Here is a 24,731-nt window from a genome sequence, read left to right on the forward strand (position 1 = left end):
ACAATTTCTTACTTTTTTAGTATAAGTAAAAACCCTGAATTTAATATAGGGTGTACTACTGATGCGATTGATTTTCCATTACCAGTTTTTGGATGATTTTAATTTTATTGGTTTGTTTTTTAGTGTTTTGCGTTTTTGTCACTTATCAGGGGTATTGTTGTAAGGAGTTTTTACCTCTTTAAGCTGAGATAATCAACTAGTTGATTTATTGAGTGATTCGTTTTATCTATGCTGTAAATTAACCAAATTAATAAGTATAAAAGCTGAGATATAGTGTTGATAGCGCTGTTTTTTAGTTTTTATTTTCATAGATAAATGAAGGAAGTAAAAACAATAGGAGTTATTGGAATGGGCGCCGTTGGTATTTCAGTTTCCTGTATATTGCAGCAGGCCAATATTAGAGTTTTAGGGTATCAGCACAAAAGCAGAAGTAAAAGAAATTTCAAAAAACTTTTGGAGGAAGAAAAAATCATTGTTTCGAATAAAACCAATGTAAGTGTTTTACCTAAAAAAAATGTTCTGAATATTGAAATTACAGATTCATTAGACGATCTCGTATCTTATTCTGATATTATTCTTAGATGTTGTAGTTTTTCAGAACAAAAAAGCATTTATGACTTTACGGAATATCAAAAGTCAATTTTAAGAGAAAGAAGTATCCCGTTGTTTCTTTTTCCCGGTAGTTGGGTGTCATTAGGGACTTTTTCAAATGATGAATTAAATGTGGGAATGATCGGGTATTCTCCTGTTTTTGCAACGAGTACATTGAGTTCAGATGGAGTTTTTGTTGAGATTTTGGATTTTAAACTCAATATACCATTGGCTTTTTATGATGTGGAAACTAAAAATGATATGTTGATTTTTTTCAATAAATTATTTTCGAAGAACACAAATACGTTGATGTTTATTGATGGAGGCTCTCCTATAAAAACAGTTTTAAGTTCTCCAGTAACAGCAATTAATGCATCTGCTATTTGTGATAATGCCTTAAAGTTAAAAGCTTCAAATGGAGGTACGATTTATGAGGAAATTTATATGTTAAGTGATGTCTATACGAACATGTTTGATAAGTTGTATAAAGAACAGGTGCTGATAGGAGAAGTAATGAACTGCGGAGGTATCTTTAAGCTTAGAGATTGGTTTTCCAATAGGATTAGTAGTCTTTCTAAAGAAGGTGATTTGCAACTAATTCTGTCTCATGTGTATAAAGGAAAGCTAGTAGCTATTTCTGGTAAAGACAGACGATTGTTTGAGACATTTTACACATTGCTCTTTTTTAAATATTTTTCTAATGCCATAGGTATCGACGTTCCAGCAACCGATTTAGCCGTTTGCGAAATGAATAGTTTACAGAAAGAGATAAACGGGAGTACGTTTCCCGAAAGTATTTGTAATTATGTGAAAGCGTCTGCTATTTCATACGCAAATTTAATGAACCCGAAAATAGAGAAAATGGCGTGCTCTATGTTTTAAGAGAGAGGTGTTTGGATGAGTGTTTTTATCCGTTTGTTAAAATTATTGTTGGACTGAGTTGTTTTGAGATGTTTTTTTCTCAGTCCTTCTGTTGGTTTCTGGGGTTGGATATGATTGCACGCATGTCTGCTAAAAATCAAAAAAAGGAGAAGATTTTTTTGATAGTGGTTGCTCGTGTTTTTTTCGTTTAATGATCTAATCACCAAAGAAAAACCATGTTAATCCTTTTTTAATAGTATCTCTTGTTGTTTGTTTTTGAAAGTTTAGATTTTGTTGATCAAATAAATCTAATACAAACTCATTGTATGGCTTTCCAATTTCTTCTTCTAAATAAGCATTGAAGTAAAGTTCGCTTGCTTTTTCTCCTTTTACTTGTTCAATTTTAAGAAGTGTTTTATATAAAGGTTCAATTTTATCAATGACACTTTGCGGAATAGATTTTCTTCTTCCTGTATATCCTGTCGCTTTTCCGTTTTGATCGCGTTCAACTTCGAAATCGGTTATTACCCAATAATATCTTCCTGTTTTCGAGAGGTTTTTGACAATAGCATGAAAGTTTTCTTCATTTTTTAAAGCTTTCCAAAGAACTTTAAAAACAACTTTAGGCATGTCTGGATGTCTAATAATATTATGAGGTTCTCCAACGAGTTCTACTTTAGGGTATTCCGAAGCTTCTTCAAAAGTATCATTCATATAAAGAATAGTACCTTTTAAATCCGTTTTACTTATAATAATGCTTGAGGTATCCCATTTTACCTCTTCATCAATAATTTTCTTGGGACGGGGAGCCAAATTTGTATTCATATTTACAAGTTTAAATTGAATGCAAAAATAAGCCGATAAAATAAAAAACACAAGAGAAACCCCTTTTGTTAATGGTTGCTCCTGTGTTTTTGTTTTGCAGTATTTAAGGTATGTTTTCTATCTAACGTTAATCACCGAAGAAAAACCAGTTAAGTCCTTTTTTAATGGTGCTTTTAGTTTTATCTTTTTGATATTGTTCTTTTTTGTTTTCTTCTTCAAATAAGTCTACAACAAACTCATTGTAAGTTTTACCTATTTCCTCTTTTAAATAGGCATCAAAGTATAATTCACTGGCTTTTTCTCCTTTTAACTTTTCAATGTCTAATAACGTTTTATATATAGGTTCAATTTTCTTTACAACACCATCAGGAACAGCTTTTCTTCTGGCAGTATAGCTACAAGGTTCTCCTTTTTCATTTTTGTCAATAGTGAAATCAGTAATTACCCAATAGTATCTTCCTGTTCTGGTTAGGTTTTTAACAATTGCGTGGAAATTTTCGCCTTTTTTTAAGGCGTCCCAAAGAACTTTAAATGCTATTTTAGGCATGTCTGGATGCCTAATAATATTATGAGGTTCACCAATTAGTTCAATTGCGCTGTATTCGCATACTTGTGTAAATATGTTATTAGCATATAAAATTGTACCGTAAAGGTCGGTTTTACTAACAATGGTTTGGGTTTTATCCCATGTCACTTCTTCGTCTATAATCTGTCTCATCATCTGGGGGGCTTGCATATTAAAAATTATTTAGGTTAATGATATAACAAAGATCACTTAAAGAAACAGTATAAAATATGACTTTTATCAGGTTGTAAATTTTTTACTCCGCAACAAACCTTATATTTGTATGTTCATACAAACAACACTATTATGAGCGAATCAAGAAAAAGACGAGAAGCTTTATTATACCATGCAAAACCAACTCCAGGAAAAATTTCTGTGGTGCCTACAAAAAAGTATGCAACTCAGCACGATTTATCTTTGGCGTATTCCCCTGGCGTTGCAGAACCTTGTTTAGAAATAGCAAAAGACAAAAACAATGTTTACAAGTATACTTCCAAGAGTAACTTAGTAGCAGTTATTTCTAACGGAACGGCAGTTTTAGGTTTAGGAGATATAGGGCCAGAGGCATCAAAGCCTGTTATGGAAGGGAAAGGATTGCTCTTTAAAATTTTTGCAGATATCGACGTTTTTGATATTGAAGTAGACGCTACTGATGTTGATAAATTTGTTGAAACAGTGAAAGCAATAGCTCCAACTTTTGGAGGGATTAATTTAGAAGATATTAAAGCTCCAGAAGCCTTTGAAATTGAAAGAAGGTTAAAGGAAGAGCTTGATATCCCTGTAATGCATGATGATCAACATGGAACCGCAATCATTTCCGCAGCAGCATTGAAAAATGCATTAGAAATTAACGGGAAGGATATTTCAGAAGTTAAAATTGTAGTGAATGGTGCTGGTGCAGCTGCTATTTCATGTACTCGTTTGTATCTTGCTCTTGGAGTGAAGAGAGAGAATGTAGTAATGTGCGATAGTAAAGGAGTTATCAGAAAAGATAGAGGCAACCTTACTTCTCAAAAGGAAGAATTTGCAACAGATAAAGATGTAAATACTTTAGAGGAAGCTATGCATAATGCCGATGTATTTATCGGTCTTTCAAAAGGGAATGTAGTGTCACCAGAAATGCTACTGTCAATGGCGAAAAATCCTATTGTGTTTGCAATGGCAAATCCAGAACCAGAAATATCTTATGATTTAGCTGTGCAAACTAGAGAAGATATTATTATGGCTACGGGAAGATCGGATAATCCGAATCAGGTGAACAATGTTTTAGGTTTTCCATTTATCTTTAGAGGAGCGCTAGATGTTAGAGCAACAAAGATTAATGAGGAAATGAAAATGGCTGCAGTACATGCCTTAGCTGATTTAGCAAAAAAATCTGTTCCTGAACAAGTAAATATTGTTTACGATGAAATAAGCTTATCTTTTGGAAAAGAATATATAATACCTAAACCTTTTGACCCTAGATTAATTTACGAGATTCCACCAGCGATAGCGAAAGCAGCGATGGATTCAGGAATAGCTCAAGAGCCAATTACTGATTGGGACAAGTACAGGGAAGAGTTAATGGACCGCTCTGGAACAGGAACAAAAGAAATTAGATTACTTCATAACAGAGCTAAAAAGGATCCTAAGAAAATTGTTTTTGCGGAAGCAGATCACTTAGATGTATTAAAAGCTGCTCAAAGAGTATTTGAGGAAAAAATAGGGAATCCTATTTTGTTGGGGAGAAAAGAGGTGATTTTGGAACTGAAAGAAGAGCTTGGTTTTGATGGAGAAGTGCCAATTATCGATCCAAAGACAGATGAGGAAGAAGAGACTAGAAATCGATATGCAGAAATATTCTGGAAGTCTCGTCAAAGAAAAGGAGTTACATTGTTTGAAGCTAAAAAATTAATGCGTGAGCGTAATTATTTTGCAGCAATGATGGTGAATTCTGGAGAGGCAGATGCGTTAATAACTGGATACTCTAGACCTTATCCTTCAGTTGTTCGTCCAATATTAGAATTAATAGAAAAAGATAAAGGAGTAACAAGAGTAGCAGCAACAAACCTTATGTTGACAAAACAAGGGCCAATGTTCTTGTCAGATACTACAATTAATGTGAACCCATCGGCAAAAGACTTGGCGAAAATTACCCAGTTAACTTCCGCTTTAGCAAAAATGTTTGGTATGACTCCAAATATTGCCATGTTAGGGTTTTCAAATTTTGGATCAACAAAGTCTGAAAGTTCAGCTAAAATTAGAGAAGCAGTATCTTATATTCATAGAAATCATCCAAATGTGGTTGTTGATGGTGAATTACAAGCCGATTTTGCTTTAAATCCTGAGTTACTGGCAAAAGAGTTTCCTTTTTCAAAACTTAATGGGAAAAAAGTAAATGTTTTAATATTTCCTAATCTTGATGCCGCCAATATTACCTATAAATTAATGAAGCAAATTAATGGAATTGAGTCTATTGGGCCAATTTTATTAGGAATGAGTAAGCCAGTTCATATATTGCAATTAGGGGCAAGTGTTGATGAAATGGTGAATATGGCAGCGGTAGCTGTAGTGGATGCTCAAAATAAGGCTTCAAATAAAAAAGCATCGTCTTTTTAAAACATTGAAAACGAGAATTTTTAAAAACAAATAATTTTTCTACTTTAGACAACGCGAAACAAGAAATAGATGATAACACAAATAAGGGGAAGACTTGTGGAAAAAAATCCAACGTATGTTGTGATTGATTGTAACGGTGTGGGATATTTACTTCATATTTCTCTGAACACGTATTCTTTATTGCCAAGTGATGAAAATATTGTGTTGTACACACATTTATCTATTAGAGAGGACGCGCATACTTTATATGGTTTTATTAATAAAGTTGAACGAGAAATTTTCAAATTATTAGTATCTGTATCAGGTGTCGGTCCAAGCACGGCTAGAACAATGCTTTCTTCTATGACATCTGAAGAAATTCAACAAGCAATAGCTTCAGAGAATGTTAAGTTAATTCAATCGGTAAAAGGAATTGGAGCAAAAACAGCCCAGAGACTTATTGTTGATTTGAAAGATAAAATATTAAAAACGTTCGATTTAGAAGAAGTTTCTATTGTTCAGAACAATACTAATAAAGAAGAAGCGTTATCTGCTTTAGAGGTCTTAGGTTTTGTTCGGAAACAAGCCGAAAAGGTTGTCAATAATATATTAAAGGGAATGCCTGATGCGACTGTAGAACAGCTCATTAAGCAGGCGTTAAAAAACTTATAGAAAAGTTGAAAAATACATTTATGAATAAATTATTTACAGCACTTACTTTATTGGTAAGTGTTGTTTCGTTTTCACAAAGTGTTGCTAATACGGTGTTAAAGGATACAGTAATACCGCTTAAATACAATTTTAAACATAACCAAACAGGAAAGCTTTTCTTAAACAATCCTTCAGAGTTTCAAGTGACCTTTGATAAGGCCTTGAATAAATTTGTTCTTGTTGAAAAAATAGGAGACTATTTAATAGGGACTCCCATATTTTTGACACCGAAAGAATACGAAAAATACCGCCTTAAAAAAGACATAAAAACCTATTTTAAAGAAAAGGTCGATGCTACGGATACAAGGAAGAAAGGCAAAAAAGGTGCAAGAAAAAATTTATTGCCAAAATATTATGTAAACTCAAAATTCTTCGAATCTGTTTTTGGAGGAAATACGGTTGAGGTAATTCCAAGAGGTCAGGTAAACATAAAACTTGGAGGAGTTTATCAGAATAATGAGAATCCTCAAATATCTATTGATCAACAGAGTAGTTTTACATTTGATTTTGACCAACAGATTAGTGCAAGTTTACAAGCCAAAGTAGGAAAAAGATTGAAGGTTACAGCAAATTATGATACACAGTCTACCTTTAATTTTCAGAACTTAATAAAACTTGAATATACTCCAACTGAGGATGATATTATACAAGGAATTGATGCAGGTAATATTAGCATGCCAATTAAAAACTCGTTAATTAACGGGGCGCAGGCTTTGTTTGGAGTAAAAACGGAACTTCAATTTGGTAAAACAACAGTAACTGCAGCATTCTCGCAACAAAATTCTCAATCTCGAACAGTAGTTGCTGAAGGAGGTGCTACCATAGAAGATTTTGAATTAAGGGCTTCAGATTATGATAATGATCGCCACTTTTTCCTTTCACAATACTTTAGAGAAAATTATAAAAAGGCGCTTACACAATATCCTTTGGTCAATAGCCCAGTTAATATTACAAGAATAGAGGTTTGGGTTACGAATAGAACCCAAAGTGTAAATGATTTTAGGAGTATTGTTGCTATAGCGGATTTAGGTGAATCGAATACAACTCCAGCGTCTAATAATTTAGTAAATAATACGGTAGTTGATCCAACAATAGTTCCCGTTCAAGCAAATGGATCTAATATTCCATATAATGGAGTTAATAAACTAGATAGGTTATTAACTGAAAATGGTTTGATTAGAGATGTTACAACCATGCAAAGTGCTTTTGCAAATGAAGGGATTACGGGAGTTGCTCAAGGAACTGACTTTTCATATTTGCAAAATGCTAGAAAATTACAGCCTAGTGAATATCGTTTACACCCTCAATTGGGTTTTATTTCTTTAAATAGAAGATTAAATGACGGAGAGGTTCTTTCGGTTGCTTATGAATATACCGTTGTAGGGGCTTCAACGAGCGAAGCTGTTTTTAAGGTAGGAGAATTTTCTAATGATGGTGTTATTGCTCCTTCAAATTTAGTAGTAAAGTTATTAAGGAGTGAAATTTTAACTACTGTCAGACCTGGAGTTACTCCAGCGGAGCCATTCCCAACTTGGCGTTTAATGATGAAAAATGTGTATGCGCTTGGTGCATATCCATTAAGACAAGAAGGATTCCGTTTTGATTTATTATATAGAGACGATCAAACAGGAACACTACAAAACACATTACAAAATGCATCAACTGCAAATATTGGAAGTTTGCCATTAATGCAAATTTTCCATATTGACCGTTTAGATCAAAGTCAGTATCAAGTAGCAGGAGGAGATGGTTATTTTGATTTTGTTGAGGGAGCTACAGTAAATTCGGAGAAAGGATATATTATATTTCCTGATCCCGAGCCCTTTGGTAATGATTCGTATCTTGACAATAGGTTAGTCGGGGCAGATGATAAGACCAAGTATTTGTTCGACGAACTATACCTTACCACAAAAATTCAAGCAAAAAACGAATATCAAAACAAGGATAAGTTTTTTTTAAAGGGATATTATAAATCAGAGACAAGTAGAGGAATTTCTTTAGGAGCTTTTAATATTCCAAGAGGTTCGGTGAAAGTTACAGCGGGAGGTAGAGTTCTTGTTGAGGGAGTTGATTATGTGGTAGATTATCAATTAGGAAGAGTTCAAATTCTGGATCCAGGACTAGAAGCCTCTGGAGTTCCAATTAATGCAACAGTTGAGAACAACACCTTTTTTAATCAACAAAGAAAAACGTTTATAGGAGTCGATGTTGAACATAGATTTTCAGAAGATTTTGTTTTAGGAGGAACTTTCTTAAATGTAAGTGAACGTCCGATTACACCAAAAGTGAACTTTGGTGGAGAGCCAATTGATAATATTATGTTAGGGATGAACTTAGATTATTCGTCTGAAGTTCCTTTCTTAACAAAACTTGCGAACAAATTACCGTTTGTTGAAACTGATGTTGCTTCAAAGGTTTCTGTTAGAGCCGATATGGCGTATTTATTGCCCGGTTCACCAAGTGGTATTGATGTAAATGGAACGGCTACTTCTTATTTAGATGATTTTGAGGCATCTCAAATACCTATTAATTTAAATTCGCCGCAACAATGGTTTTTAGCAAGTACACCAGAATCTCAAGGGTTTGAAGCTGATGGTGGCGCAAATAATAATTTGTCGTATAATGACCATAGAGCGAAAATTGCTTGGTATAATGTAGACCAATTGTTTTATGGAACTGTAAATAGGCCAAGTAATATTGATGAGATTGAACTTTCTAGAGATGAGGTTCGTCAGGTTCGATTTGAAGAACTTTTTGATCTTGATTTAGATATTACACAACAGAATTTAGTGAGAACTTTAGATTTGGCGTATTATCCTTCAGAAAGAGGTCCTTATAACTTTAATGGAAATAACGATGAGGTAAATATTGATTCTGAGAGTAACGAAATTAGGTTAACGAAGCCAGACGAAAACTGGGGTGGAATTATGCGCTCCTTGACAACGAATAATTTTGAACAAGCCAATGTTGAGTATATCCAGTTTTGGCTAATGGATCCTTATGATAACTATTCATTAACTGGTGAAGAAGGAGTGCCAGCTGGGGTGAATCCAGATTTACTGGTTAATCAGGTGGGAAAACTCTTAATTAACTTAGGTAGTATCTCTGAAGATATTTTACGAGATGGTAGCAAGCAGTACGAAAATGGATTGCCAGAAGATGGCGTAAAAACAGTAGGGAGTAATGTTCGAGAGTCTGTTTGGGGGTTCACACCTATTAATCCTTCAATTTTATATGCCTTTGCCGCTGACGCTAACGCAAGAGTAAATCAAGATGTTGGTTTAGACGGGTTGAATGATAGTGAGGAAAAAGCTAGGTTTAACGTTTCTGTTAGTGGTAGAAACTATAACCAGTTACCAGATCCAGCTGGAGATAATTTCCAGTTTTTTAGAGGAAATGACTTAGATGCAGCAAATGCTTCTATTTTGTCACGTTATAAAAGATATAACAACCCTCAGGGGAATTCACCAACACCAGAACAGTCTGCTGAGACTTATCCTACATCGTCATCTACATATCCTGATACAGAAGATATCAATAGAGATCAAACAATGGATGCGGTAAGCAGTTATTTTGAATATGAGGTATCTTTAGATAAAACGGATTTAAATAGGGGAGTAGGTTTTAACCATATCGTAGATATAAAAGATACGAATGTTACACGTCCCGATGGTGAAGCGAAGACTACTAGATGGTATCAATTTAGAATTCCAGTAAGATCAGGAATTCCTATAAATGGAATTTCGGATTTTAATAGTATCCGTTTCGTAAGAATGTTTTTGACTCAGTTTAAAATGCCTGTTGTTTTACGTTTTGGAGAGTTAGAACTAGTAAGGAGTGATTGGAGAAGATATGTTCAAACTGTACCAGATGATCAAGTTAACAATTTCGAAATTGGAGTTGTTAATATTGAACAAAATGGAGATAGATATGAATTGCCTCCAGGAATTCAAAGAGAATTACTTCAAGGAACAAACAGAATTCAAAGACAAAATGAACAATCGGTAACTTTAAAAGTAACAGATTTACCAGCAGATTCAATACGTACTATTTACAAGAATATTAGTATCGATATGCGTCGCTATAAAAATATGCGTATGTTCTTGCATGCCGAAGATCCTGCAAGAAATGCTAGTCAAGGTCAAGATGCGGGAGCTGTTGCTATTATTCGTTTAGGTACAGATTTAAATGAAAATTATTACGAAATTGAAAAGCCATTAGTGTATTCGGCAGTAGGAGGAAGTCCAGTAGCGGATCAAATTTGGCCAGTTGAAAACAATCTTGATGTGATACTTGAAGATTTATCAGGATTAAAGTTACAACGACCGTCAGGGGCTATTGTGTCTGAATTATTTTCAGGACTCAGTTCTAACGGACTCAAAATATCTGTAAAAGGAAATCCAACTTTAGCTCAAGTTCGAACCGTAATGCTTGGTGTAAAAAACACCTCTCCCAACTCTAAATCAATTGAAGTTTGGTATAATGAATTAAGAGCCGTTGGATTTGATAATAAAGGAGGATGGGCAGCTGTTGTAAATGCAGATGCTAACCTTGCAGATGTAATGAACCTTTCTCTTGGAGGGAGGATGTCAACTGTTGGTTTCGGGAGCGTAGAAGATAGAGTACAACAGAGAAGTATCGAAGAAGTAAAACAGTATAATGTAGCTACCAACGTTCAGATAGGTAAAATGATGCCTAAGAAATGGAACATGCAAATTCCTATGAGTTATAGTTATGGCGAGGAGTTTAGAGATCCTAAATACGATCCGCAGTACCAAGATATTACTTTGGAGCAAGCTCGAGATGCCGCTGAAACTTCAAATAATGAGCAAGCAAGAGAGAATATAGCCAATGCTCAAGATTATACACGTAGAAAGAGTATTAGTTTCATTAATGTTAAAAAGAATAGAAATCCTGATAGTAAGAAAAAACAAAAATTCTACGATGTAGAAAACTTCTCAGTATCATATTCTTTTAATGAAGAGTACCATAAAGATTATAATATTGAGAAATATATTAATCAAAATGTAATGGCTGGTGCGAGTTATAACTTTAATTTCAAGCCATTTGTTATTGAGCCGTTTAAGAAGACTAAAATTTTAAGTAGTAAATATTTGAAGTTTATAAGAGACTTGAATTTGAATCCCGTACCAAAAACTATTGCAGTAAACTCAAGAATTAATAGAAACTTTAGTTCTCAAAAATCGAGAAACTTGATTGAAGGTTTATCGGCTCAACCTGAATTGAAGCAACGTAATTTTGTGTTTGATTGGGATTATACTATAGGATTTGATTTAACAAAGTCGTTGCAATTAAACTTTAATGCGACCAATAGTTTTATCTATGATAGCTTTGGTAGAGAGGAAGATTTAGAAATTTATGATAAGTTTTTCAATATTGGTAGGCCGAATTCTTATCACCAGAAATTAAATGGTACATATAAAGTTCCAATTAATAAAATTCCATATTTAGGGTTCTTATCGGCTGATTATGGCTATACTGCTGATTTCGATTGGCAAGCGTCATCTCAAAGTCCAATTTTTAATGAAGTAGGAGAGCTAGTAGGTAATGTACGAGACAAAGTTGGTAACATGATTCAAAATGCAAATACGCATAATTTGAATGCTACCATAGACTTTGGACGTTTTTATAAAACCTTGAAGCTTGATAAACTTTTAGTTAAAAAAGGAAAAAAAGGCCCAGTAAAGAAAGGTTCTTTAAAATTAGGGGCAGATCAGAAAACGGATGGAAAACTAAAGTTAAAGAAAAACGCAAGTTTTGGACATAAAGCATTAAAAGGATTATACGATGTGTTAACATCGGTAAAAAGAGCTAAAATTAGTTATAGCCAAAATAACGGAACACTTCTTCAAGGGTATATACCATCTGTTGGTTTCTTGGGAAGAAATAATTTTGGAGGTGGATTGGCTCCAACCTTCGGATTTGTATTTGGAAGTCAAACGGATATTTTAAGGAATGCAATTGATAATGGATGGTTAGTTACGAGAGATCCTAATAATGCAGATGACACTTATTATAACAAGAATTATGGTAAGAACAGCAATAAGAAGTTAGACTATACAATTTCAGTAAAGCCTTTTAAAAGTTTGACTATTGACTTAAGAGGAAATAGAATCCAAACGAGTCGTCTTACGCAACAATTAGATGTGATAAAAACAGGAGTTAATGCGAGTGGCGAAGATATTTTCGAACAAAATAATACCATTAAAGCATTCGAAACTGGAGATTTTAGTATAAGTCATTTTATGTTGTCAACCATGTTTACAGATGGAGAAAGCCTATACCAAAACTTTAGAGATTATAGATCGACTATAGCAAATAGATTGTATAATGAAACAGGTTTCACGAGGCCTACTAACCCAGATGATCCTGCATTTAAGGAAAATGGACAGCAAGCGATGCTCCCAGCTTTCTTAGCGGCTTATTCAGGACAGGATCCTAATTCAGTTAGCACGAGTCCGTTCAAAAATATTCCTATTCCGAATTGGACTTTACGTTATAATGGCTTAATGAAGTATAAATGGTTTAAGAAAAATTTTTCTTCATTTACACTTACCCACGGTTACAAATCATCATATACAATAGGTAATTATACTAACAACTTACAGTATGAAGAAGGTGTTGCAAATACTTCTGGAAACTTCCAGCCTAATTTGCTAATTTCCTCAGTAACACTTATTGATGAGTTTTCACCGTTGATAAAAGTTGACTTCAGAATGAAGAACTCCTTATCATTTAAAGGGGAGATTAGAAGAGATAGAAGCTTGACCTTAAATTTTAATAACAATACAATTACTGATATAAATGGAACAGAATATGTATTTGGATTTGGATATAAGATAAGAGATGTTAAATTTGTAACCCGATTTACAGGGAAGAAAGAAACCTTGAAAGGAGATATTAATTTAAGGGCTGATATTTCAATGAGAGATAACCTTACTTTAATTAGGAGTGTAGATGAAAGTAATAATCAGGTAACCGGAGGAGAAAGATTGTTTGGAATAAAGTTTTTAGCAGATTATAATTTGAGTAAAAACTTAACGGCATCTTTCTATTACAACCACCAAACATTTAATTATGCTATTTCAACAACATTCCCTAGACAAGCTATTAATGCAGGATTGAATCTTGTATATAATTTAGGAAATTAAAAAACAAATCAAGAATAAAAACAAACAATACAATGAACATTCCATCAGAATTAAAATATACGAAGGACCACGAGTGGATAAAAATTGAAGGTGATATCGCTACAATTGGAATTACTGATTTTGCGCAAGGAGAATTAGGTGATATCGTTTATGTAGATGTAGATAGCCTAGATGATACCGTTGAAATTGAAGAGGTTTTCGGTTCTGTAGAAGCAGTTAAAACTGTATCAGATCTATTTATGCCTTTAACAGGTGAAGTAATCGAGTTTAATGGAGGCTTAGAAGATGAGCCGGAATTAGTAAATTCGGATCCTTATGGAGAGGGTTGGATGATTAAAGTGAAGATTTCGGATGCTTCTCAAATTGACAACTTATTAAGTGATGAAGCTTATAAAGAGCTTGTTAAATCATAAAAAAATTAACTTGGCAATAGCGGTATTCATTACAATGAGTATCGCTATTCTTTGTTTAATAAAACTAGATACTCCGCCAGTCAATGTGAAGCATATTGATAAGCTAGAACACATTACAGCTTATTTTTTTCTAACGTTATTTTGGTTGTTAGCTTTTCGGAAAAAGTCTAATGCATTTATAGTCTTGTTATTATGTTTTTTTTACGGCATAATTATTGAGGTGTTACAGGCAACATTAACAACATATAGAAGCGGTGACTATTACGATATTATAGCCAATGTAATAGGTGTGTTTTTGGCTTTTACAGTGTTTCGAGTGTTTTTTTACAAAAAAGACACTTTTTAGAAAAAATAGCTTGTAAAAGTTGAAATAAATTAATTAAATTAGCGAACTATTAAAAACATAAAGGATGGAAATTAAGAAAAATCCAAAATCAAATCTTGAAAACTACAGCAAGCTGTTTGTACAGTTAGGTTTGGTTTTAGCTTTATTTATTACGTACATAGCCATTGAAAATAAAACATACGATAAAGAGTATGGCGACTTAGGACAAAGTAATATGTCTGCAGACGTTGAAGAAGAAACTATTGAAATACAACAGGAGATTACGCCTCCACCAAAAAATACACCTCCACCTCCAGCACCTGAGAAAATTGAAGTAGTAGAAGATGAGCAAGAAGTGGAAGAAACAATTATTGAATCTACTGAAACTGATGAAGCTGAAGCGGTAATCGTTGAAGAAATTGAAGAAGTAGAAGAGGAAGAAGATTTGGTTGAAGATGTACCTTTCTCAATTATTGAAGACGTACCAGTATTTCCTGGTTGTAAAGGAACAAAAACTCAAAAGAAGAATTGTTTAAATCAGAAAATGAATAAACACATTCAGAGATATTTTGATGCTGACTTAGCGAATGAGTTAGGATTATCTCCTGGAAAGAAAAGAATTTACCTAGTTTTCAAAATCGGTAAAACAGGTAATATTGAGGATATTCAAGCAAGAGCTCCACACCCAAGATTAAAGCAAGAGGCCATCCGTATTGCTAAGAAATTACCAAAAATGGAACCTGGTAAACAAAGAGGTAGAGCTGTACGTGTAGGGTATACATTGCCAATTACATTTAATGTAGAGTAGACTTTAATAACTTACGATATTTACAAAAAGCAACCAATTTGGTTGCTTTTTTTTATTGGCATGTTTCTTGTATTGAAAGAGTAATTATAATTTAAACTCAATCACTATGAAAATGCAAAAAAAACATGCAAGAAAACAACTGGAAAAATTCTCAACAATTTTCACGCAATTAGGCTTGGTACTTTCTCTGTTTATAGTCTATGTTTTGGTAGAATATGAATCAGAGAAGAAGGAAGATGTGGTCATTGCTTATAATCATTTCGATGCGGAAGATATGTACACATTAGATGATCGACCCGTAGTTTTTGTGAAGGATGTCCCTAAAAAGAAGGCGGCAGAAGTAAAAAGAAAAATTCATGTTGATATAACCAAAGTTAAAATAGTTGATAATGAAGAAGACCTTAGAGAGTTAATTGATTTACCAACTAATGAGGATAAACCTCTTGTTGATATCAATAAATTGGATGAGGTTTCCGATGGTGATGACATAAAAGAAAGTGAAGATCCTATACCAATGGTTAACATTCAAAATGCACCTGTTTTTAAAGGTTGTGAAGGATTGAGTGAAAAAGAAGGTAGATTATGTCTAGAAAATAAAATGAAGCAGTACGTGCGACGTTATTTTGATGCGGATTTAGCGAATGATTTAGGAATGAGATCGGGGAAGTACAGAATTTACACTCAATTTGTAATAGACAAGCAAGGAAATGTTTCAGATATTAAGATAAAAGCTCCTCACGTACGACTTAAAAAAGAAGTAAGTAAGGTAATTAATAAACTCCCACAGTTTACCCCGGGCAAACAGAATAGTAAGCCTGTTAAAGTAAGCTATATGCTACCTATTACATTTATGGTGCAATAGATTATGATTGAAAACTCAGTTAATTTTATTAGCTGAGTTTTTTACATTTGTAATTATGAATAAAAAAGATCAATATTTTGCTCATGAAACTTCGGTAATAGATGAGGGGAGTTCTATAGGAAGTGAAACGAAAATATGGCACTTTAGTCATATTATGTCCAATGCAATCATTGGAACTAATTGTACTATCGGACAAAATGTTGTCGTTTCTCCAGAGGTTATTCTTGGACAAAATGTTAAGGTTCAAAATAACGTTTCTATTTATACAGGTGTAATATGCGAAGATAATGTGTTTTTAGGGCCTTCAATGGTGTTTACTAACATAATGAATCCTCGAAGCGAAATTAATCGTAAAAACGAGTTTAAAACAACATTGGTAAAGCAAGGAGCATCAATTGGTGCGAATGCAACAGTGCTATGTGGTATAACGATTGGAGAATATGCACTAATAGGTGCTGGTTCAGTTGTTACGAAGGATGTTCCTCAGTACGGTTTAGTTGTTGGGAATCCATCTAAGCAAATAGGATGGGTTAGTAAACGGGGGTGTCGTTTGAATTTCAATAAAAAGGAAGAGGCCTTTTGCCCTGAATCTGGAATTTTGTACGTTAAAGAGAACAATATTGTACGTGTTGAAAACCAAAAGATTAACTAATATTAAAGAAATGTGAAATTTTTGTAAAAAATATTTGTGTAAAAGAAAAAGTTTGTTAAATTTGTAATGTGGTTGAATAAACCACTTTCTTTTTCTTTTTCATAGCAATTTTTCCCACTCAGTATTTTTTGAGTGGGTTTTGTTTTTTAGTAAGTTTTTGTAGGTCTTGTTGATTCTCGAATAACTAAATCAGTCTTGATAACTTTTGTCTCGTTTTTGTTGGAGTTTCCTTTTTTTTCCAATTTATTAATTAGCATTTCTGCTGCGGTAGCTCCCATAATCTCCCCATGTTGACTTACAGTAGTCATTTTTGGGCTTGAGTGTCGGGCTAATATTCCATTTGAAAAAGATATAACTGAAAAGTCTTGCGGAATTTTGTATCCCATTCTTGTTGCAACTTTCATTGCGGCGATAGCAGAAGATTCATCAGTAGTAATAACGCTGTCGATTGTATTGTTTTTAAATATGGGATCTAAAATAGATTCATATTTTTTATAATCCTCTTCAACAATATTAATCACAAGATTTTTATTAACGGTAAGATTTAAGTCTTCCAAGCCTTTTAAATAGCCTAAGTATCTACGTTCACCAATTTTTAAATCACTGATTGTAGAAATAAAAGCAATGTTTTTATGACCGGTTTTGTAAAGATGTTTTACAGTAGTTACTGTTCCTTCAAAATCATTTGTAATGACCTTGTCGCAATCAATGTCCTGAGCAATTCTATCGAACATAACAATAGGAACACCGCTATCGATAGTGTCTTGAAAATGATCGAAGCTTCTTTTTCTAATGGTTTCTTCAGACAATGATAAAATAAGACCATCAATACTACCGTTAGATAACATTCTAATCGTTTCCACTTCTTTGTCATAAGATTCATTGGAGATACAAGAAATAATTTTATAGCCATTTTCACTTGCAACCGTTTCAATTCCATTAAATACTTGAGCTAAAAAGTAATTTAACATGTTGGGAATTAAAATACCAATTGTTTTTGTTTTTTTGTTTTTCAGGTTAACAGCAGTAATATTGGGCCTATAATTGTTTTCTTTTGCAAATTTTCTGATTTTCTCTTTTGTTGTTTCACTAATTTCATAGCTGTCATTTAAAGCTTTTGAAACTGTTGAAATCGAAACACCAAGATGTTTCGCTATGTCTTTAATTGTTAGCCTTTTCATAAAAAATTAGGAAATAGTTAAAAACAATAATACGAAAATCCGCTAATATGAGCGCAATCTATTACGTTAGCTTTGTTTTAAAACTCGGTTTAGGAATGTTTAATTCATACATTAACACCAAAAAAACTATGAAATATTCAATAAAAACAAACCATAAGTTTTCTTTCCATGGTGTGTTAGCATAGGCCTGATAACTAAAAATTATAACAAAACTCCAAATTAAAGGGAAGCGATATTTTGTGAAAACACTCAAAATTAACAGGGTAGCTAAATACCAAGGATGAACCGTGGTGGAAATAAAATAGTAGAATGATAAACATAAAAGCATTGCTGTTATCAAATCTTGCATTTTTTTATTCTTTCTAAAGAAAGTTACACCTAGTATAAATAGAATAGCAACTAAAGGTATTATTTTTCCAATGATACCAATTTCATTATAACCTCTAAAAAGGTAGCCAATTTCTCTGGCTAAATAATAAATACTAGCATTAAACTCAAAACTTCTAAACCAAAGGCCAACGGAATTGCCATAATTAGCTAGAAATTCTCCTGACATAAAAGGAATAAAAGTTCCAAGGAGCGTTGCTATTGTAACAAGGTAAAAAGCTATTAGTTTTTTGGTTCCATTAAAAAAAGAAGTTTTATCATTCACAAAGTACTTAAAGAACAAAGGAAGGAAAAGTATCGGAATTAATTTTACTGAGATTGATAGTGCTAAAAATATACCTGAAAGAACCCATTTTTTTTGCGATAATTTATACATCGATAAAATCAGAAAAAATAACATTACGGGTTCAAAGTGCAAATTTCCTGTTAATTCGACTATTATAAATGGATTTAAAATATATAGGAAAATATTCTCTACGGGAAGATTCATTATTTTCAATAGCTTTTTTCCATAAAAAAGGATTCCTATATCAGCTGCGATAATTAAAAAATGCATTACTGTTACAGAAACTAAAATACTGTTGTTTCCTACTAGTGAGGCAATATAAAAACATAATTGATTAATAGGAGGGTAATTCGTGAAGTGACTTCCGTTCATTTCTCCCATTCCTTTATACAGTTCTACAGCTTCATTTACTGGTTGTTTTCCAAGTTCAATAAAGGTTTCAGGCAGGGATAAGTACGGATTGAATCCTTCAAAAAGCATTCTGCCATCCCAAATAAAGCGATAAAAATCTTGCGATAAATTTGGAATAGAAAATAGAAAGACCAACCTGAATAATATTGAAACTCCTGCTAGATAAGAGAAGTCTTGTTTTTTGACACTAAACAAAAAGTAAGTAGCGGTAAACAAGCTTCCCCACAAAGCTAGTAAGGAATAAAAAGAGGTTCTTTCTAAGTAATAAGCAAATAAGAAATATAGGATTAAAATAACTCCAGTTAGTAAAGAACTATGTTTCTCGATAAATTTCATTTAAGCTTTAGAAAAAAGAGATTTAAAAAATACGTATCCAAAGCCAATAAAAAGCATAAGGTGAAAAGGAAACAAACCAAAATCACCACCTTGGTCACCTACGATAAAGGCACTATACATTCCAAAAGCAAAATACACGGCTAGCAAGCCTTCAATAATAACATTCATAGAAGGTTTATTTCTTACGTATTTATTGTTTTTCCAACCATCTGCTATAGATTTTATATTGAATTTAGGTGTTCTTACAAATTCACTTTTTTTACCAAAATGCCCTTCCATTACAGCTATTGTATTATGCAAAGAAAAACCCATTGCGATTGAGAAAAATGAAAAGAATGCACCTATGTATTTTATAAAGTTTATAAAACCGCCACCGTATGTTTTCTTGTACATGAACCAATAGCAAACGAAAAAAATAAGTGTGCTAACAATAAAGAAACTCATTACTAAGAAGTATATCTTTAAGTGAGCATATTCATTTTTTATATAAAGCATTGGAATACTTAAAATGGCTACTAGGAAAATACAAGTAAACATTGAACTGTTTAGTAAATGAAGCATTCCATGAACTTTTGTTTTAAAAGGAATGTTTTTGCAGGTAATAATTCGTTTTAGCATTTTTTGAAAGTTTTCAGCACCTCCCTTATTCCATCTAAACTGTTGCGATCGAGCCGCACTAATAACTACAGGAAGCTCAGCAGGTGTTTCAACATTTTCAAGATATTTGAATTTCCATTTCTTTAGTTGAGCTCGGTAACTAAGGTCTAAATCTTCTGTTAAGGTGTCTCCTTCCCAGTTTCCAGCGTCGTAAATACATTCTTTACGCCATATACCAGCAGTACCATTAAAATTAATAAAATGTCCTTGGCTATTTCTTCCAACTTGTTCTAAAGTAAAGTGAGCATCTAAAGCGAATGCTTGTATTTTGGTAAGAGTAGAGTAATTTCTATTAATATGCCCCCAACGTGTTTGAACTACTCCAATTTCTGGATTTTTAAAGAACGGAACTGTTTCTTCTAACCAACAAGATTTTGGCAAGAAATCAGCATCAAAAATTGCAATGAATTCTCCTTTGGCAATTTTCAATCCTTCCTTTAAAGCTCCAGCTTTAAATCCTTCTCGATTTTTACGTCTTATATGTTGAATGTCTAAACCATTTTCTTGAAGCTTTGTTATATGCTGTGCGGTGGTTTCAACAGATTCGTCAGTAGAATCGTCCAATACCTGTATTTCTAGTTTATCACTCGGATAGTTTAATTTAGCAATGTTATCTAGTAAACGTTCCATAACATAAAGCTCATTGTAAACAGGTAACTGAATTGTTATATAAGGAACTTCTTCTGCGTTCGCTAAATCAAACTTAGGCGAATTATCTTGCTTTTTTCTTGCTTTTAAATAATTAAAAAGCAGATTTAATTGAGCCAACGCATACATTAAAATAAGAACTAATGATATTGTGTATAACGCGATTACAATATATTCTAAAATCATTATTTGAAACTGTATTTAAATATCCAACCTAAAATTTTTACGCCTGCAAAGATAGTACCTTTAACGGTTCCTGAAACTTTTGATACACCTATTCTGTTTCGGTATTTTACAGCGATTTCTTCATAGGTTAGTTTCTGTTTTATTGCCTTTAATTGCATTTCAACAGTCCAACCATATGTTTTGTCTTCCATGTTTAAATTCAATAGTTTCTCATACTTAATAGCTCTAAAAGGGCCAAGATCTGTGAATTTGGCTCCAAAAAAGAGTTTCATTAAAAAAGTAGCAAGCCAGTTTCCAAAAACTTGTTGTGGAGTCATAGCTCCTTTTTCGCGCAATTTTTTAACTCTAGCTCCAATTACAAAATCAATATTATTATCTATTATAGGAGCAACGATTTCAGTTAATTGCTCTGGATAATCTGAATAATCTCCATCGAGGAATACTAAAATAGTCGGTTTTATTTCTTTACTAGCAACATAGTCCATTCCTTTTAAACAAGCATAACCATAGCCTTTTCGTGATTCTTTCAGAACGGTTGCTCCTGCATTTTTCGCATTTACTTCAGTATTATCAGTAGAATCATTGCTTACAACAATTACTTCGTCAACAGTAGGAGGTATGTCTTTAATTACATTTGCAATAGAATCTTGCTCGTTATAAGCAGGAATAATAACTTTTATTATTTGGTTCATTTTTTATTTTAAATCATTCAAATTGTTCTCCTTTTTAAAAGAAGAAAAATCAGACCATTCATTTATTTTTTTACCGTCTTTAAATTTAACAGCTTTTATTAGTTGTTTTTTGCGATAAAGTAAACAATACCCATTCTTTATATTATCTTTTAATTGGCATTTATGGTTAACATTTCCCACTTTATCATAGTATAACCACCATTTGTTTTGTTTACCATTTATAAAATGCCCTTCCTTTTCTTTTTTACCATCTTTGCGGTAAAAGTACCAATAATTTGTAGGAAGATTGTTCTTGTAATGCCCCTCTTTTTTTACGGTACCATTTTTATAGTAAAACTTCCAATAGTCAATTTTTTTATCATTAATTTCCCAACCTTCGTTCTTTAACTCTCCATTAGAATAATAGTTTTTTTGATATGTTTTCTGTCCCCATGATTGTTGGGAAATAATGATTAGAAAAAGGACATAAACACTCTTTCTAACCATTTTGTTGCTAATAGTGAATAGCTTATTTTTTTTCATTAACTAGCTTCATTAAGTCAATATCGTTACCAAGTAAAACATCTGTTGGGTTAATTCTACCTTTTTCAGGTCCGTTTTCTAATTTTAAAACACCTCTAGGGCATACAGCAGAACATATTCCACATCCAACACAACTAGAACGAACAATGTTTTCACCTTTTTGTGCATAAGCTCTAACATCGATACCTTGCTCACAATACGTTGAACAGTTTCCACAAGAAATACATTGCCCTCCGTTTGTTGTAATTCTAAAACGTGATTTAAATCTTTGAACAAGTCCTAAATATGCTGCTAAAGGACAACCGAATCTACACCAAACTCTATTTCCAAATATTGGATAAAAACCAGTTCCAATTACACCGGCAAACCAAGCTCCAATTAAGAAACTATATGAATCTTTAATCCATTGCGAGTTAATTCCCAGAAAAGAAGAAGCGCTTGTAAAATAACAATATAATGTAACGATGGTCATAACAAGAGAGAATACCAATACTGAGTGAATTACCCATCGTTCAAGTTTCCATGCTTTTAACGTTTTATTAGAATGCTGACGGTAAGGATCCCCTAAAGTTTCAGCCAGTCCTCCACAACCACATACCCATGAACAGTACCATCTTTTACCAAAGAAATATACCATAACGGGAACAAAAACTAAGGTTAACAATACACCCCAAACCAAAATAAAAACACCAATGCCACCACTTTTTGATAGAGAATCTAAATTCCATTCAAAGAAAAAATCATAGTCCAAAGGAAAGGCATTTTTAAAATCATACCCAGGCATGTTCAAGCTTGTCATAATTTCAGGAATTAAGAAAGCAAAAACAATTTGAAAGAACAGTACAGAAGTGGTACGAACAATTTGATAATTGTTATGACGATATTTAATGTACATGCGTACTCCCATTGTAATCATAATAACACAATACAGGAATCCATAAACAAACCATTGACTAGCCGCACCTCCGTTCAGAGCTTTGCTAATTGGATCAAGAATGAATGTCCAGTTTACCACATAATCGGGTAAAAAATATAATAAGATGTAAAAGAGTACTAAGTAAATTAAAACAAACCAAGCTATCCAGCCTCTATTGGTACTCGATTCCAAGTAAATACCGTTGTTTTTTATTCCTTTAGGGCCTAATAAAATAACATTAGGAATTATAAATAATAAAGCGCCAATAATACCTAGCCCGAAGGTTAAAAACCAAATCAATCCTGGGTTTTCTATGATATATCCTTTACCAGCTTTTTTTGCTAAGTCGTAGCTTAGTGTATGAGGTTTGCCGTAAATTTTATATTGAAACTGAGCTCCTTTTAAATCCCAATTCTTTTCCGCATCATATTTTGCAATGAGTTGATCATAATGATCATTTGAATTTTTAAAAGCTTGACGAACTCTTGATGAAAACTCAAAAACACTTAATGGTTCATCGGTAACTACGGCTTTTACTAATTCGTCTTTTATGATTTCACTTTTGAATCCTTTTTCTTGGATATAATTATCTAATTCGGCAGAACTTAAATTAAAAGAACCTGTAAATAGACTTCCTGTAAATATGCTAAGCCCAAGTAAAAATATTACTAGGCCAATTTGTTTGATTGCTTTCATATTTTAAACTCTGCTAAAAATGCGTTTCCAGCTTTTCTTTTTTAATTTGATGTTAGTGTTGTTTTCTTTATTGAATTTTTGAACGATTTCTGGTTCATGAAGTTTATAAAACTCTGGGTCGAAGTTGGCATCGGCTAAATATTCAATTACATGATCTACCGTTTCACCATCGTTAAGGATTTTGTCAAAGAACTCATGTCTCATTCGTATTCCAAAAGTGTTGATCCCAATAAACTTTCGTGTGTTTTTGTCGTAGTTAATATGAATACATTTTTTACCGCTTTCATGTTCCCAGTAAAAACGAGCTTCATTTTCTTTTGGTTTTGCCCAAACCCAGCCATAGGTTTGATATTCAATATCAATAAATTTTGCTGAGTTAAACCAATGTCCAGGTTTATATTCGAGCTTATTGCCACAAATAGTTTGAGCTACGGTTTCTCCCATCATTCTTCCAGTATACCATACCGCTTCAATAGCTCTTCTTTCTCCTATAGGTTCATGTTGTTCAGCGCAATCACCAATGGCATAAATATCAGGGTTACTTGTTTCTAAAAACCTGTTTACCTTAACTCCTCTTCCAATCTCGATATCACTATCTCTTAAAAAATCGACATTTGGTGATACCCCTGCAGTTAATCCTACAACATCACATTCAATTTCTTCACCTGTTTCGGCAATAACAATCGACTTGGCTTTGCCATTTTTATCGGTGTTAATTCCTTTTAGGTTCATGTTAAGACGCAAGTCGATATGATTCTCTACAATTTCTCTATTAATCATAGCAGATTCACCATCAGGCAAAACACCATTCCAAAAGCTGCTTTCACGAACTAAGAAAGTTACTGGAATGTTTCTGCTATGAAGCATTTCGGCAAGTTCTATTCCTATGAGTCCACCACCAACGATAACAGCTCTTTTACATGTTTTGTTGTCGGGAGCATACTTTTCAAGTTTTTCTAAATCCTGTTTATGGTACATTCCAAAAACTCCTTTTGCGTCTTGACCAGGCCAGCCAAATTTGTTAGGTTTAGACCCTGTTGCAATAATGAGTTTGTCGTATTTTAAGGAATCCTCATTGTCAAATAGAATGCTTTTAGTTAAAGGATTAATTTTTGTAACGGTTCCTTCTTTTAATTCAATATTGTTCTTCTCCCAAAACCAAGGTTCATAAGGTTGAGTGTGCTCAAACTTCATGTGTCCCATGTATACATACATAAGAGCGGTTCTAGAGAAAAAGTATTTTGTTTCTTTCGATATTATTGTGATTTTTTTATCAGATAATTTCCTGATGTGCCTTGCAGCTGTAACTCCAGAAATTCCGTTACCAATAATTACAACATGTTCCATAAAAAGTTGATTTGCAAATTAGGTCGTGTTTAAAGTTAATAACTTAATGAGTGAAATAAATTTAGAATGGTTTTAAATAGAAGTTGATTGTAAGTCTTTTTATT

Annotated in this window: 18 protein-coding genes; 9 read left to right on the forward strand and 9 right to left on the reverse strand. The window is 33.0% G+C overall.

The window, feature by feature from the left end:
- The first annotated feature begins 315 nt into the window (after positions 1 to 315).
- Positions 316 to 1,473, forward strand: coding sequence for a Rossmann-fold NAD(P)-binding domain-containing protein (locus BLW23_RS15970; RefSeq protein ID WP_093671609.1), 1,158 nt, complete (start codon positions 316 to 318; stop codon positions 1,471 to 1,473).
- Positions 1,474 to 1,668: 195 nt separating this feature from the next.
- Here the strand turns inward: BLW23_RS15970 and BLW23_RS15975 are convergent, their stop codons facing one another.
- Together BLW23_RS15975 and BLW23_RS15980 are read right to left on the reverse strand one after the other, a co-directional pair.
- The gene (locus tag BLW23_RS15975) at positions 1,669 to 2,277 is read right to left on the reverse strand and encodes a PAS domain-containing protein (RefSeq protein ID WP_093671611.1); all 609 of its coding nucleotides are present in this window, start codon (positions 2,275 to 2,277) and stop codon (positions 1,669 to 1,671) included.
- A 127-nt stretch (positions 2,278 to 2,404) separates the two neighbouring features.
- Positions 2,405 to 2,998, reverse strand: coding sequence for a PAS domain-containing protein (locus BLW23_RS15980; RefSeq protein ID WP_093671863.1), 594 nt, complete (start codon positions 2,996 to 2,998; stop codon positions 2,405 to 2,407).
- 150 nt (positions 2,999 to 3,148) lie between these two features.
- Between BLW23_RS15980 and BLW23_RS15985 the strand changes: the two genes are divergently transcribed.
- The 8 genes from BLW23_RS15985 to BLW23_RS16020 all read left to right on the forward strand — a co-directional run bounded on the left by BLW23_RS15985 (position 3,149) and on the right by BLW23_RS16020 (position 16,362).
- Entirely contained in the window at positions 3,149 to 5,440 is a 2,292-nt protein-coding gene (locus BLW23_RS15985) for an NADP-dependent malic enzyme (RefSeq protein ID WP_093671613.1), read from the forward strand.
- Between the two features lie 69 nt (positions 5,441 to 5,509).
- A complete protein-coding gene (ruvA, locus tag BLW23_RS15990) occupies positions 5,510 to 6,091 on the forward strand; it encodes a Holliday junction branch migration protein RuvA (RefSeq protein ID WP_093671615.1) in 582 nt (193 codons plus the stop codon).
- A 20-nt stretch (positions 6,092 to 6,111) separates the two neighbouring features.
- Positions 6,112 to 13,302, forward strand: coding sequence for a T9SS outer membrane translocon Sov/SprA (sprA, locus tag BLW23_RS15995; RefSeq protein ID WP_093671617.1), 7,191 nt, complete (start codon positions 6,112 to 6,114; stop codon positions 13,300 to 13,302).
- 32 nt (positions 13,303 to 13,334) lie between these two features.
- Positions 13,335 to 13,715 (forward strand): glycine cleavage system protein GcvH, encoded by a 381-nt coding sequence (gcvH, locus tag BLW23_RS16000; RefSeq protein ID WP_093671619.1) that lies wholly within the window; start codon positions 13,335 to 13,337, stop codon positions 13,713 to 13,715.
- Between the two features lie 10 nt (positions 13,716 to 13,725).
- On the forward strand, positions 13,726 to 14,061 hold the full coding sequence (locus BLW23_RS16005) for a VanZ family protein (RefSeq protein ID WP_255362812.1): 336 nt from the start codon (positions 13,726 to 13,728) through the stop codon (positions 14,059 to 14,061).
- Between the two features lie 64 nt (positions 14,062 to 14,125).
- Positions 14,126 to 14,848, forward strand: a complete 723-nt coding sequence (locus tag BLW23_RS16010) for an energy transducer TonB (protein WP_093671621.1) — start codon at positions 14,126 to 14,128, stop codon at positions 14,846 to 14,848.
- 106 nt (positions 14,849 to 14,954) lie between these two features.
- A complete protein-coding gene (locus BLW23_RS16015; RefSeq protein ID WP_093671623.1) occupies positions 14,955 to 15,710 on the forward strand; it encodes an energy transducer TonB in 756 nt (251 codons plus the stop codon).
- A gap of 55 nt (positions 15,711 to 15,765) precedes the next feature.
- Positions 15,766 to 16,362 carry an acyltransferase gene (locus tag BLW23_RS16020; protein ID WP_093671867.1) on the forward strand — a complete coding sequence of 199 codons (597 nt, stop codon included), beginning with the start codon at positions 15,766 to 15,768 and terminating at the stop codon, positions 16,360 to 16,362.
- A 146-nt stretch (positions 16,363 to 16,508) separates the two neighbouring features.
- Here the strand turns inward: BLW23_RS16020 and BLW23_RS16025 are convergent, their stop codons facing one another.
- From BLW23_RS16025 to BLW23_RS16055, 7 genes are all read right to left on the reverse strand, one after another.
- Positions 16,509 to 17,543: a LacI family DNA-binding transcriptional regulator gene (locus BLW23_RS16025; protein WP_093671625.1), complete on the reverse strand. Its 1,035-nt coding sequence runs from the start codon at positions 17,541 to 17,543 to the stop codon at positions 16,509 to 16,511.
- 61 nt (positions 17,544 to 17,604) lie between these two features.
- On the reverse strand, positions 17,605 to 18,963 hold the full coding sequence (locus BLW23_RS16030; RefSeq protein WP_093671627.1) for an MptA/MptB family glycosyltransferase: 1,359 nt from the start codon (positions 18,961 to 18,963) through the stop codon (positions 17,605 to 17,607).
- Positions 18,964 to 20,454, reverse strand: a complete 1,491-nt coding sequence (locus BLW23_RS16035; protein ID WP_093671629.1) for a cellulose synthase family protein — start codon at positions 20,452 to 20,454, stop codon at positions 18,964 to 18,966. It abuts the gene before it with no gap.
- A complete protein-coding gene (locus BLW23_RS16040; protein ID WP_093671631.1) occupies positions 20,454 to 21,146 on the reverse strand; it encodes a glycosyltransferase family 2 protein in 693 nt (230 codons plus the stop codon). The genes BLW23_RS16035 and BLW23_RS16040 overlap by 1 nt, the downstream gene beginning before the upstream one ends.
- A gap of 3 nt (positions 21,147 to 21,149) precedes the next feature.
- Positions 21,150 to 21,668 (reverse strand): toxin-antitoxin system YwqK family antitoxin, encoded by a 519-nt coding sequence (locus tag BLW23_RS16045; protein ID WP_255362813.1) that lies wholly within the window; start codon positions 21,666 to 21,668, stop codon positions 21,150 to 21,152.
- Positions 21,655 to 23,280, reverse strand: a complete 1,626-nt coding sequence (locus tag BLW23_RS16050; RefSeq protein ID WP_093671633.1) for a 4Fe-4S binding protein — start codon at positions 23,278 to 23,280, stop codon at positions 21,655 to 21,657. The genes BLW23_RS16045 and BLW23_RS16050 overlap by 14 nt, the downstream gene beginning before the upstream one ends.
- Before the next feature lie 3 nt (positions 23,281 to 23,283).
- Positions 23,284 to 24,627, reverse strand: coding sequence for an NAD(P)/FAD-dependent oxidoreductase (locus tag BLW23_RS16055; protein WP_093671635.1), 1,344 nt, complete (start codon positions 24,625 to 24,627; stop codon positions 23,284 to 23,286).
- Positions 24,628 to 24,731 lie beyond the last annotated feature (104 nt).

Origin of the sequence: Tenacibaculum sp. MAR_2009_124, from assembly GCF_900105455.1 — a bacterium.
Taxonomy (GTDB): Bacteria; Bacteroidota; Bacteroidia; order Flavobacteriales; family Flavobacteriaceae; genus Polaribacter.